Genomic DNA, 12,026 nt, shown 5'->3' on the forward strand with positions numbered 1-12,026 from the left:
GCTCCGGCGCGACCTGGCTACGCTCGCGCCATGGCCACCGTGGCGGAATGGGTCGAGGGCGCGCGGCCCCGCACACTGCCGAACGCGATCGCCCCCGTCGTCGCCGGCAGCGGCGCCGCCGCGAGCGGCGGCGGCTTCCAGGTCGTGGCGGCGGTGCTCGCCCTCGTCGTGGCGATGGGGATGGTCATCGGCGTCAACTACGCCAACGACTACTCCGACGGCATCCGCGGCACCGACGACGAGCGGGTCGGGCCGATGCGCCTCGTGGGCTCCCGGGCGGCGTCGCCGGGGGCGGTCCGACGGGCCGCGTTCGTGTCGCTGGGCATCGGCGCGCTCGCCGGCGTCGCGCTCCTCGCGGTCAGCGGCGCCTGGTGGCTGCTCCTGATCGGGGCCGTGTGCCTGGCGGGGGCCTGGTTCTACACCGGCGGGTCCTCGCCCTACGGCTACCGCGGCCTCGGCGAGGTCGCGGTGTTCCTCTTCTTCGGCCCGGTGGCCGTCCTCGGGACGGAGTACACGCAGTCGGGGCGCGTGAGCGGGCTCGGGATCGGCACGGCCGTCGGGGTGGGGCTGCTGTCCTGCGCCGTGCTCGTCGCGAACAACCTCCGCGACGTCCCCTCGGACACCGTCGCGGGTAAAAGGACCTTGGCCGTCCTGCTCGGCGAGCGGGACACGCGTGTGATGTACGCCGCCCTCGTGGTGGTCCCGCTGGGCATGAGCCTCGTGCTGAGCCTCCGCGCGCCCTGGGCGCTGCTCGGGCTGGTGTCCCTCGTGGTGCTCGTGCCGGCCCTGCGCCGGGTGCTCGGCGGGGCCCGCGGTCCGGCCCTGATCCCGGTGCTGCGCGACACCGGCCTCGCGCTGCTGGTGTGGGCGATCGGCACGGCCGCGGGGCTCGCGCTCGCCGGCTGAGCCGACCGCGCCGCCAGGGGCCGGCCGACCCGTCGCGGACCGGCGGCGGGGCGCCCCGGCGCCCTGCGCCTACTCGGCCGGGGCGTCGCCGCGCAGCTCGGCGCGCAGGCGTTCCCGCTGCTCACGGCGGGTGGCCGTGGCCGCGGCGAGCTCCGCGTTGACCCGCGCGCGCAGCGGCCGGAAGAGCACGAGCGAGAGCGGCAGGGCGAGGACGATGGCCACGATGAGGGCGACGAGCAGCGGCAGACCGACCAGCACGAGCACGCCCGCGATCACGGCGACCAGCACGAGTCGGGCGCCCACGTAGAGGGCGACGGCGAGGACCGGCGAGCCGCTGCGGGCGCCCTCGGGGGCCGTCTCGCGGCCCGTTTCTCCTGTCTCCACGGGGTCCAGGGTAGGCCCGGGGGCGGGGCGGGAACCGCGGCCCGATCGTCCGATTCCTGCCTTTGTGAACCTTTTACCTCCGCACTAGCGTTCGAGTACGTGGGGGGTGCGATGTCACGATCGCTCCAGTTCGTCTGCTCCGCCCCGCGGTCACCTGGCCGCACGGGCGACAGAACCCTGGGAGATCGGGCCCGAGCGGCCCGAGGAGGTGCAGCATGACCATCGCACCCGAGGCGACCGAGCGTCTGATGACCCCCGGCGAGGTCGCCACCATGTTCCGCGTCGACCCGAAGACCGTCACCCGCTGGGCCGCGGCCGGCCGCATCGGCTCCATCCGGACGCCGGGCGGCCACCGTCGCTTCCGTGAGTCGGAGGTCCGCACCCTGCTGGACGGACTCACCAGCGAGGCGCACGGCTGATCGCCGGTACACCCGGACGACGGGTCGGAGCGCTTCGTCGGACCGGTCCGCCGACCGCACCCGCGGGCCGATGCCATCGGCACCGGTTCACGGGAACGCCCTGCAACAGGGGATCACGCTCGGCGTCGATCGCTCACCCGAGGTGACCGCGACCGGGGCGTGACCGGCTCGTGTCCGCGCGTGCCGGTCCGCCCCGTTCGTCGTCACTCGCCGTCCACCCGGCGGACCCGTCCCGCTTCACCCCCGGACATCACATCCGGCAGGTAGCGTGGAGGACGTGGCCTCGAGGGAACCGGGGTCCGCCGAGGAGGTGCGTGACGTGGTGCTGTTCGTCGTCGCGGTGATGGTGCTGGTGGCGGTCGGCGTCCTGCTCTGGAAGGCCGTGTCCGCTCAGGCGCTCGCCACGGGGCCCGGCGCCACGGACGAGGAGACGCCCACCGGGCCGACGCGGTCGCCCGGCGCCGCCCGCCCCCGGCGCAGCCGTCCGGTCGCCCCGGACGACGACCCGGACTTCCTGCGCAGCCTCGACGAGCAGGTGCGGCGCAGCCGCGAGGACCCGCCCGGTTCCGTCTGATCGTCCGCCGTCGTCCGATCGGTGCTTGTCACCGGGCCGGACCTCGGTCATCGTGCACACAGAGTGACGCCCGGCCGAGGGCGTCGCCGCGTGTGGCGAGGTGAGGGCGATGGCACCGACGTGGGGAATCTCCGGCCCGGCGTTCCTGGGTCTCTGGCTGGTGCTCGCCGTCGTGACGCTCGTGCTGCCACACGTGGCCCGGGCGACGGCCGGACGCCGACCACCCGGCCGCGAACCCGACCTCACGCTGACGCCCGCCCAGCTCGGCGTGCTCGCGGGCGGCGAGGACCGTGCGGCCGCGGCGAGCATCGCGGGGCTCCTGGAGAGCGGCCGGCTGCGGGCGGACGACTCCCGCCGGCTGTGCACGGTGGTCGGCCCCGTCCGCCCCGAGGACGACCCGCAGCTCTCCGACCTCGACGTCCGCGTCCTGCGGGACGCCACCACGCCGCGGGCCGCCTCCGCCCTCGTCGCGACGGTCCGCCACGCCCCCGAGGTCGGGGAGCTCGGTGAGCAGCTGGTCGCGCGCGGCCTGCTGCACGACCCCGCCGCCGTCCGCCGCCGGCTGCGGCGGGCCTGGATCCCGTTCGGGCTCGTCGTGGTGCTCGGGCTCGCCCGCCTCGCCGCCGGGCTCGGACGTGGCGCCTCGGTCGGGTTCCTGATGGCGCTCCTGGTCGTCGTCGGGGTCGTCGCCCTCGTGTCGCGGCCCCGCTCGCTGCGCGTGCTCACCCCGCGTGGGCAGGCCACGCTCGACGCCGCCCGGGCGTCGGCCCGGCAGGTCCGTCCGCCGGTCGCCGCGGGACCGCCCGGCGTGGCCCCGTGGCTCGGCGCGGGGGCGCTGCTCGTCGCCGTCGGCGGCTTCGCGGCCTTCCCCGACCCGGCGCTCGCCGCGCTGCTCGTCCCACCGGTCGCCTTCGGCGGCGGCGGCGGGGGCGGTGACGTCGGGTCCTCGTGCGGCGGGAGCAGTTGCGGCAGCAGCTGCGGGGGTGGCGGCTGCGGCGGGGGCGGGTGCGGCGGATGACGCCCGGACCCGACGGCCGCCCGGACGGTGTCGGGATCGGCTGGCGCCCGGAGATCGACCGGACGGTGGAGGGCCTCGTCGACGGGGGTGCGGCCGACTTCGTCGAGGTCGTCGCCGAGGACCTGCGTCCCGACGCCCTGCCGGCCTCGCTGGCGCGGCTGCGCGCTCGCGGGGTCACCGTGCTCCCGCACGCCGTGTCGCTGTCCCTGGGCGGCGCGGAGGACCTGCGCACCGACCGGGTGGATCACCTCGCCGCGGTCGCGGGCGCCCTCGACGCCCCGCTCGTCAGCGACCACGTGTGCTTCGTCCGCGCAGGCGGCCTCGAGTCCGGCCACCTGCTGCCGGTCCCCCGCACGCGGGACGCACTCGCCGTGCTCGTCGAGAACGTCCACGTCGCGCAGGACCGCCTGCCGGTCCCGCTGGCGCTCGAGAACATCGCCGCGCTCGTCGCGTGGCCGGACGCCGAGCTGACCGAGGGCGCGTTCCTCGCCGAGCTGTGCGCCCGCACCGACGCGGGCCTCGTGCTCGACGTGGCCAACCTGCACGCCTGCGCCGTGAACCTCGCCCAGGACCCCGCACGGGTGCTCGACGACCTGCCGCTGGAGCGGGTCGCCTACGTGCACGCCGCGGGCGGTGCCACCGACGGTGACGGGCTCTACCACGACACGCACGCCCACCCGCTCGGTCCGGCGGTGCTCGACCTGCTGGCGGACCTCCTCGCCCGCTGCGCCGCGGTGGGCGTCCGGCCCGGTGTCCTGCTCGAGCGCGACGACCGCTACCCCGCCGACGCCGAGCTCGCGGGCGAGCTCGCCCTCCTGCGCGCCACCCGCGACCGCAGCCCGGTGCCCCGGTGACCGACACCCGCCGTCGGGAACTCGCCGGACGCCAGGCCGCGTTCCTCGCGGCGCTCGTCGCCGAGGGCCCCGTCCCCGCGGGCTTCGATCCCGCGCGGGTCGCGGCCGAGGCCCGCGCCCTGCACCGGAAGCGCCGACGGGTGCTGGCCCGCATCGTCACGGCGATGCTCGACGCGGCGAGCCGGCCGGTGCCGTCGGACCTCGACGACCGACTCGACGCCTGGCTCGCCGGACGGCCGCACCGGACCGGCACGGGCTTCCACGACCAGGCGCACGCCTTCGTCGCGACCCTGCCCGGGCCCCGGCGCCGCCGGTGGCGCCGCTGAGCTCAGCGCGGCCCGATCCGTACCCGGGAGCCGGCGCGGGGGAAGTCGTCGGCCACGACCGCCGCCAGCTCGAGCATCGCGGTGCGGGTGCGGGGCGCGAGCTGCTCGAGGTGGATCTGGGCGCCCTCGTCGAGGTGCGGGTCGAACGGCAGCCGCGCCACGGCCCGGCACCGACCGGCGAAGTGGTCGGCGACCCGGTCGAGGTCGACACCGCCCGAGGACCGCCGCACGTAGTTGATGACCGCCACGGAGCGGGCCACCAGGTCGCCGTAGCCGTGGGCGTCGAGCCAGTCCAGGGTCGCCGACGCCGAGAGCGCCCCGTCGATGGACGACGACGAGACCACGACCAGCGAGTCCGCCACGTCCAGGACGCCGCGCATCGCGGAGTGCATGAGTCCGGTGCCGCAGTCGGTGAGCACGATGTTGTAGAAGTGCTCGAGCAGGTCGACGGTGCGGCGGTAGTCGAGCTCGCTGAAGGCCTCGGACACCGCCGGGTCCTGGTCGCTGGCGAGAATCTCCAGCCGCGAGGGACCCTGCGAGGTGTAGGCGCGGACGTCGGAGTAGCGCCGGACGAGGGCGGCGTCGCGCAGCAGGTGCCGGACCGTCGCGGTCGTCTCCACCGGGACCTTCTCGGCGAGCGTGCCGCGGTCGGGGTTCGCGTCGACCGCCACCACGCGGTCGCCGCGCAGGGAGGCGAAGGTGGAGCCGAGCGACGCCGTCGTCGTGGTCTTCCCGACGCCGCCCTTGAGGCTCAGCATCGCGATCTTGTAGCACCCGGCGAGCGGCTGGTTGACGCGGTTGACGAGCTCCCGGCGGGCGATGTCGGCCTCGCTCTCGCCCGGGTTGACCAGGCCGCCGCTGGCGACGTACACGGCCCGGCGCCACCCGGTCTGCGGGGCGGGCCGGACCGGGCGCAGGAGCTGGGCCGACGACAGGTCGGTGGGCCCGGGGCCGATCGGCGCGAGCGCCGTGCCGGGCTCGGCGGGGCGGCGGACGTCACCGCGGGCGGCCCCGGCCGTGTCGACCTGGTGCGTCGTCTCCGCGGACGGCTCCTCGACGGCGGGCGTGGCCGACGACGGCCCCGACGCCGCGGTCGTCGACGCGTCCCCGTCCGCGGGCGGGGTGTCGGAGCCGTCCCGGGACGGGCTCCCGTCCCGCTGCGCCGTGTCCTCGCCTCGGGCGTCCATCGCCGTCGCCTCCCGCTGCTCGGCCCGGAGATCCGTCCGACGACCGTAGTCGGCCGGGACGATCCGGACACCCGGAACGAGGAAGGATCTCAGCCGACGCCGGCGTAGGAGTGCAGGCCCGTGACGACGAGGTTGACGAAGAACAGGTTGAACACCATCACGGCGAACCCGGCGACGTTGATCGCCGCGGCGCGCTGGCCCCGCCAGCCGGCGGTGGACCGGGCGTGCAGGTAGCAGGCGTAGACGACCCAGGCGATGAACGCCGTCGTCTCCTTCGGGTCCCAGCCCCAGTAGCGGCCCCAGGCCGCCTCGGCCCAGATCGCACCGGTGATGACGGCGAACGTCCAGATCGGGAACGCGACCGCGGTGGCGCGGTACGCGACGCGGTCGAGGACCTGCGCGCCCGGGAGCTTGGCGGTCCACGCCATGCGGCCGCTGCGGTCGTGCGCCGAGCGCAGCAGGTAGAGCACGCTCGCCACCCCGGCGAACAGCAGGATCCCCGAGGAGATCACCGCCGCGGACACGTGGATGACCAGCCAGTAGGAGCGCAGCGCGGGCACGACGGGCGCGGTCTGCGTGTAGAGCACCGTGCCGCCGACGAACATGAGCACGATGACCGGCAGCAGCACGAACACGCCGAGCCGCCGCAGTTCCGGGCGCCGGTAGAGCACCACGAGCCATGCCGCCACGCCGACGGCGCAGACCGCGGCGGTGAACTCGTACATGTTGCCCCAGGGCGGGCGCCCGGCGGCGACGGCGCGGACGACGAGCATCGCGACGTGCAGGCCGAACCCGAGCACGGTGAGCGAGACGCCCATGCGGCCGAACCGCTCGGACGCGGGCCGCGGCGGACGCGGCGGGGTCCCGTCACCCGTCGTCGGGAAGGACTTCTCCCCGGAGCCGGCGCCGACGGCCACGGGAACCGGCACCTCGGCCGCCTCGGGCTCGGAGCGGCGCAGCAGACCGTGCTCGACCGCGTGCAGCAGCATCGCGAGGACGTACACCGCCAGGGCGGAGTAGAAGAGCACGTCGCCGAAGTCGCCGAGGGGGGCGTCGACGCCCATCAGGAACCTCCGTGTCGGGGTCGCAGCAGGTCGTCGCGGAGCCGTTCGAACTCCTCGCCGTACCCGGCCTGGTCCGTGCGGGCGAGCCCGCCGACCTGCACGAGGCTACGACGATCTGTCGTAGACGGCGAGGCGGGGGTCGCCCGCACCCAGATCCGGCGCCGCTTGACGGTGAGCGACAGCGTGATCCCGACGAGCAGGGCGACCGCGGCGACCAGCACCGCGTCCTGCGCCGGGTCGTGGGAGACCTGGAGGTTCACCCACTCCTTGACCGAGTCGAAGCGGATCTGCGTACCGTCGGGCAGCGCGATCGTCTGGCCGGGCACGAGGTTCTCGCGCACGACCCGCGTCAGCCGGCCCTGGTCGACCATCGACTGGTCGATCGCGAAGATCGACTGGCCGCGGCCGGAGTCGAGCCCCAGGTCGCCCTGGTAGACGTCCGCCGCCACCTCGGGCGCGGTCAGCGCCGGGTAGGTGGACGTGACCACCGAGCCGCCGCTCGAGGTGGGCGCGAACAGCCCCGTGATCGCGATCTGGGTGCGCCGGCGCTCGGCCTCGTCGGTGACGCCGGGCCGGTCGAACTTGGTGGCGCCCTGGGAGAGGAACGTCCGCTGGTCGACCGGCTCCCACTGGGTGGCCAGGGTCCGCTGCTCGCCACCGGGGAAGGTCACCGTGAACTGCGGGGCGTAGCCGTGCCCGAGCAGGTAGACCCGCTCGCCGTCGAGCCGCAGCGGGTCGTTGACCGCGATCGTCGTCGGCACCGGCGGGGTGCCGTCGGCGAGCGCGGCGGAGTCGGAGTACCGGACGTCGGCGGCGAACGAGTCGGCGGCGCCGTCGGGGCGGTACTGCGCGGTGAACCGGTCGACGTCGAGGCAGAACGGGGCGAGGTTCGTGCCGTCCACGCGCAGGCCGGGCCGGAAGGTGTCGTAGGCGAGGATGCCGGAGTTGCAGAACTCCGAGCCGTCGGCCATGACGATGACGTTGCCCTCGTAGCCGAACAGCTTCCCGACGGCGATGCCGGCCAGCAGCGCGAGCAGGCTCATGTGGAACACGACGTTCCCGACCTCGCGCAGCGCGCCCTTCTCCGCCGAGACCGTGCGGACACCGCCGAGTTCCTCGCGGACGTCGACCTTCCAGCCGCGCAGCCGGGACCTGGCCGCCGCGACCACCTCGTCGGGTGTGCGGTCGTCGTCGGAGGCGGCGTGGTGGGGCAGGCGGGAGAGGTTGCGCGGCACCGCGACCGTGCGCGCCCGCAGCCCGCGGATCTGCTCCCAGGTCCGCGGCACCAGGCAGCCGATGAGCGAGATGAACAGCAGGAGGTAGATCGCCGAGAACCACGGCGTGCCGAAGATGTCGAACAGCCCGACGCGGTCGAGCAGCGGCGCGAGGGTCGGGTTGCGGGTGAAGAAGTCCCGGACGGCCTGCGGGCTCGGCGTCCGCTGCGGCAGGAACGCCCCCGGCAGCGCCGCGAGCGCCAGCAGGAACAGCAGGATGAGCGCCGTCCGCATGCTGGTGAGCCCGCGCCAGGTGTTGCGCGCGAGCGCCAGCAGGTCGCGGCCGGGGGAGCTCTTCCCCGACGGCGGGTCGGTGCGCTGCTCGAGGGTGTCGGTCATAGCGGCGTGGAGAACCCGGCGATCGGTGCGCGGAGCTGGGTGACGAGCTCGCCCCACAGGCCGGTGGCGAGCGCGAGGCCGACGACGACGAGCAGGACGCCGCCGCCGATCTGGATGGCGCGGACGTGCCGGCGCAGCCAGGCCTGGGCGCGCACGGCGCGGCCGGCGCCGAGGGCGATGAGGACGAAGGGCACCCCGAGCCCGAGGCAGTAGGCGAGGACGAGCGCGCCGCCGCGCAGCGCGGCACTGCCGTCGCCGCCGGTGCCCGAGGCCAGGGCGATGACACCGGTGAGGGTCGGTCCGAGGCAGGGCGTCCAGCCCAGCCCGAAGGTGGCGCCGAGCAGCGGGGCGCCGGCCAGGCCCATGCGCGGCACCCAGTGGGGGCGGGTGTCGCGCTGCAGCGCGGGGACGAGCCCGAGGAACACCAGACCCATCGCCACGGTGACCACGCCGCCGAGCCGCTGCAGCACCGCCTCGTTGGTGACCAGCGCGTCGGCCGCCCACACGATCGCCCCGAGGCCGAGCACGAACACCACGGTGAACCCGGCGACGAACAGGGCGGCAGCACCCGCGAGCCGGAAGCGGTGCGTGGTGGTCGGCCGGGTCAGGGTCCCGACTCCCCCGCGCCCGGCCTCCTCGGTGGTGACCGGCGGCGCGCTCGCCCCGACCAGTCCGGCCAGGTAGGCGAGGTAGCCCGGCACCAGCGGCACCACGCACGGCGAGGCGAAGCTGACGAACCCGGCGACGAGCGACAGCGCGAGTGCGAGCAGGACGGGGCCCGACGTCACCGTCTGGGTCAGGTCCATGCGTGCTCCATCTCGGGCCCCAGGGTAGGACGACTGCGTCGCTCCGGCGTGAGGCGGTCCTACCACTTGTCGTAGGTCACGCCCGCCGCCCCACCCGCGATTCGACCGAAGGGCACTTTCGGTCGAGTAGACCGACCGATGGTGCCCTTCGCTCGGAACAGGGTGCGGGTCGACGGGACTGGCGAGGGGCGCCCACGGCCCGTCTATTCGAGCGAAGGGACCCTTCGGTCAAGAACGGCGGAGCCGGCCCCTCACGCCGCCGGCACCGGCTCGGCGGCGACCCGGTCCACCACCGGCTGCAGGTCGCTCGCGAGCACCGCCGTGAGGAACACCGCCGCGACCCGCTGCCGGCGGTCCAGCACGATCGTCGACGGCACCGCGTTGCGCGGGTAGCCGCGCAGGGCGAGCAGGGAGCGGCCGGGCGGGTCGTAGATCGAGTCGTAGCTGACGCCGCGGTCGCGGACGAAGTCGGCCGCGGCGGCCCGGTCGTCGCGCACGTCGACGCCGACGAACTGGACCCCGCGGGCCCTGGACGCCTCGGCGACCTGCTCGAGCGCGTCGGCCTCCGCCCGGCACGGCCCGCACCAGGAACCCCAGATGTTGAGCACCACGACCTGCCCGCGGAACTGCGCGGTCGACAGCGGCGTCCCGGGCCGCAGCAGCGAGTCCCCGGCGACCGGCGACAGCGGCCGCCGCTCGTTCTCCGGGTAGGAGATCTGGGTCTGCCCGCCGGGCGCGACGAACGTGAACCCGCCGTCGTCCCGGTTCTCCGCCGAGGAGCAGCCCGCGAGGAGCACCAGGGCCGCGACGAGCACCGTCAGGAACGCGCGTCTCATGCACCCGTCCCGGTGGAGGTGCCGCTCGGCTCGACGTAGGCGATGTCGACCAGCGACTCGTCGTCGAAGGTCAACGTCGTCACCGACCCGAGCGAGCACTCGCGCTTGGCGGGGTTGTGCCAGAGCCGGTCCCCGGCGAGGTAGCGGCGCAGCGTCCAGATCGGCAGCTGGTGCGACACGCACACCGCCTCGTGCCCCGCCGCGAGCGCCCGCGCCCGGTGCGCGGCGCCGAGCATCCGGTGCGCGATCTCGAGGTACGGCTCGCCCCACGACGGGCGGAACGGGTTGCGCAGCAGCGGCCAGTACTCCGGTTTGCGCAGCGCGCCGTCCCCGACCGAGACGTGCAGCCCCTCGAAGGCGTTCGCGGCCTCGATCAGGCGGTCCTCGGTGACGATCTCGAGCCCGAGCTTCTCGGCGATCGGCGCCGCCGTCTCCTGCGCGCGCTGCATCGGCGAGACGAGCAGCGCCGTCACGTCGGCGCCCGCGAGGTGGTCGGCCACCCGCCGCGCCTGTTCCCGGCCGGTCTCGGAGAGGCCGTAGCCGGGCAGCCGGCCGTAGAGGATGCCCTCGGGGTTGTGGACCTCGCCGTGCCGGACGAGGTGGACCAGCGTCCGCATCAGGACTCCGTCGCGGCCGCCGCCGCCCGCGCCGCGTGGGGCAGGGCGTCGGCGATGACGCCGAACGCCTCGTCGTCGAGCGCCGCGGAGATGAAGCAGGCCTCGAAGACGCTGGGCGGGAAGTACACCCCGCGGTCGAGCAGGGCGTGGAAGAACGGCGGGAAGCGCCAGGTCTCCTGAGCCTTCATGTCGTCGTAGTTCCGGCCGGGCTCCCCGGCGAAGCGCACCGACACCAGCGAGCCCGCCCGCTGCATCGTGTGCTCCACGCCGGCCGCGGTCAGGGCCTCGTCGATCAGCGAGTGCAGCCGGTCGGCCCCGGTGTCGAGCGCGGTGTAGACGTCCTCGGTCGCGTGGCGCAGCGTGGTGAGGCCGGCGGCCACGGCGACGGGGTTCCCGGCGAGCGTGCCCGCCTGGTAGACCGGCCCGGCCGGCGCGAGGTGGGCCATGACGTCGGCCCGGCCGCCGAAGGCCGCGGCCGGCAGTCCGCCGGACATGACCTTGCCGAAGCAGTACAGGTCGCCCGCCACGCCCTCGAGGCCGTACCAGCCCGCGGACGAGACGCGGAAGCCGGTCATCACCTCGTCCATGATCAGCAGGGCTCCGTGGGCCGCACAGAGGCGCTTGAGCCCGGCGTTGAACCCGTCGTCGGGGGCGACCGCGCCCATGTTCCCGGCGGCCGCCTCGGTGATGACGCACGCGATGTCCTGGCCGCGCTCGGCGAACGCGGCGGCGACGGCGTCGAGGTCGTTGTAGGGCAGCACGATCGTGTCGGTGGCCTGGGCGCCCGTGACGCCGGGCGTCGACGGCAGGCCGAACGTCGCGACCCCGCTGCCCGCCTCGGCGAGCAGCGCGTCGACGTGGCCGTGGTAGCAGCCCGCGAACTTCACGACGACGCTGCGGCCGGTGAAGCCGCGCGCCAGCCGGATCGCGCTCATCGTGGCCTCGGTGCCGGAGTTGACCAGGCGCACCTGCTCCACCGGCTCGACCCGCCGCACGATCTCCTCGGCCAGGTCGACCTCGCCCTCGGTCGGCGTGCCGAAGCTCAGGCCTCGGGTCGCCGCCTCCCGCACCGCCTCGACGACGGCGGGATGGGCGTGGCCCAGGATCATCGGTCCCCAGGAGGAGACGAGGTCGACGTAGCGGTTGCCGTCGGCGTCGGTCAGCCACGCACCGGAGGCCTCCCGCATGAACCGGGGCGTGCCGCCGACCGACCGGAACGCCCGCACCGGGGAGTTGACGCCGCCGGGGACGATGGCCTCGGCGCGCGCGAAGAGCTCGGCCGAACGGGTCACCGGTCCGGTCGCTGTCGCAGGAGCGCTGCTCACGGACCCATCCTCCCAGGCGCGCGGGAGTGGCCGCCGCGTGCGGGGTTCGGCCCCTCACCCCCGTGGCAGGAAAGCGTCGTTGCTGTCACCTCGTGAC

14 protein-coding genes are annotated in these 12,026 nt (G+C 75.1%); 6 read left to right on the forward strand and 8 right to left on the reverse strand.

The features are described from left to right. Window positions 1-30 precede the first annotated feature (30 nt). A complete protein-coding gene (locus LN037_RS27480; protein ID WP_230759481.1) occupies window positions 31-906 on the forward strand; it encodes a 1,4-dihydroxy-2-naphthoate polyprenyltransferase in 876 nt (291 codons plus the stop codon). A 69-nt stretch (window positions 907-975) separates the two neighbouring features. Here LN037_RS27480 and LN037_RS27485 read toward each other — a convergent pair whose 3' ends face one another. Beyond that, on the reverse strand, window positions 976-1,290 hold the full coding sequence (locus tag LN037_RS27485; protein ID WP_230759483.1) for a DUF4229 domain-containing protein: 315 nt from the start codon (window positions 1,288-1,290) through the stop codon (window positions 976-978). Between the two features lie 215 nt (window positions 1,291-1,505). On the opposite strand from LN037_RS27485, the gene LN037_RS27490 reads away from it, so the two are divergent. The 5 genes from LN037_RS27490 to LN037_RS27510 all read left to right on the forward strand — a co-directional run bounded on the left by LN037_RS27490 (window position 1,506) and on the right by LN037_RS27510 (window position 4,481). Then, window positions 1,506-1,709, forward strand: a complete 204-nt coding sequence (locus tag LN037_RS27490; RefSeq protein ID WP_179795371.1) for a BldC family transcriptional regulator — start codon at window positions 1,506-1,508, stop codon at window positions 1,707-1,709. A gap of 277 nt (window positions 1,710-1,986) precedes the next feature. Continuing rightward, window positions 1,987-2,283, forward strand: a complete 297-nt coding sequence (locus tag LN037_RS27495) for a hypothetical protein (RefSeq protein ID WP_230759484.1) — start codon at window positions 1,987-1,989, stop codon at window positions 2,281-2,283. Window positions 2,284-2,392: 109 nt separating this feature from the next. Beyond that, window positions 2,393-3,301, forward strand: a complete 909-nt coding sequence (locus LN037_RS27500; RefSeq protein ID WP_230759486.1) for a TIGR04222 domain-containing membrane protein — start codon at window positions 2,393-2,395, stop codon at window positions 3,299-3,301. After that, entirely contained in the window at window positions 3,298-4,155 is an 858-nt protein-coding gene (locus LN037_RS27505) for an MbnB/TglH/ChrH family RiPP precursor modification enzyme (RefSeq protein ID WP_230759488.1), read from the forward strand. The genes LN037_RS27500 and LN037_RS27505 overlap by 4 nt, the downstream gene beginning before the upstream one ends. Continuing rightward, complete coding sequence (locus LN037_RS27510; protein WP_230759490.1) at window positions 4,152-4,481, forward strand: SCO6045 C-terminal-like domain-containing protein; 330 nt, start codon at window positions 4,152-4,154, stop codon at window positions 4,479-4,481. The genes LN037_RS27505 and LN037_RS27510 overlap by 4 nt, the downstream gene beginning before the upstream one ends. A 2-nt stretch (window positions 4,482-4,483) precedes the next feature. On the opposite strand, the gene LN037_RS27515 is transcribed toward LN037_RS27510, so the two are convergent. The 7 genes from LN037_RS27515 to hemL form a co-directional block, all read right to left on the reverse strand. Continuing rightward, window positions 4,484-5,668, reverse strand: coding sequence for a MinD/ParA family ATP-binding protein (locus LN037_RS27515; RefSeq protein ID WP_230759491.1), 1,185 nt, complete (start codon window positions 5,666-5,668; stop codon window positions 4,484-4,486). 89 nt (window positions 5,669-5,757) lie between these two features. Further along, entirely contained in the window at window positions 5,758-6,732 is a 975-nt protein-coding gene (gene ccsB / locus LN037_RS27520) for a c-type cytochrome biogenesis protein CcsB (RefSeq protein WP_230759493.1), read from the reverse strand. After that, a complete protein-coding gene (gene resB, locus LN037_RS27525; protein WP_230759495.1) occupies window positions 6,732-8,345 on the reverse strand; it encodes a cytochrome c biogenesis protein ResB in 1,614 nt (537 codons plus the stop codon). The genes ccsB and resB overlap by 1 nt, the downstream gene beginning before the upstream one ends. Further along, a complete protein-coding gene (locus LN037_RS27530; protein WP_230759497.1) occupies window positions 8,342-9,151 on the reverse strand; it encodes a cytochrome c biogenesis CcdA family protein in 810 nt (269 codons plus the stop codon). The genes resB and LN037_RS27530 overlap by 4 nt, the downstream gene beginning before the upstream one ends. Before the next feature lie 251 nt (window positions 9,152-9,402). Beyond that, window positions 9,403-9,987, reverse strand: coding sequence for a TlpA family protein disulfide reductase (locus tag LN037_RS27535; protein ID WP_230759499.1), 585 nt, complete (start codon window positions 9,985-9,987; stop codon window positions 9,403-9,405). Then, the gene (locus LN037_RS27540; RefSeq protein WP_230759501.1) at window positions 9,984-10,604 is read right to left on the reverse strand and encodes a histidine phosphatase family protein; all 621 of its coding nucleotides are present in this window, start codon (window positions 10,602-10,604) and stop codon (window positions 9,984-9,986) included. The genes LN037_RS27535 and LN037_RS27540 overlap by 4 nt, the downstream gene beginning before the upstream one ends. Next, a complete protein-coding gene (gene hemL, locus LN037_RS27545) occupies window positions 10,604-11,896 on the reverse strand; it encodes a glutamate-1-semialdehyde 2,1-aminomutase (protein WP_230759503.1) in 1,293 nt (430 codons plus the stop codon). The genes LN037_RS27540 and hemL overlap by 1 nt, the downstream gene beginning before the upstream one ends. Window positions 11,897-12,026 lie beyond the last annotated feature (130 nt).

Source organism: Actinomycetospora soli, assembly GCF_021026295.1.
GTDB lineage: Bacteria > Actinomycetota > Actinomycetes > Mycobacteriales > Pseudonocardiaceae > Actinomycetospora > Actinomycetospora soli.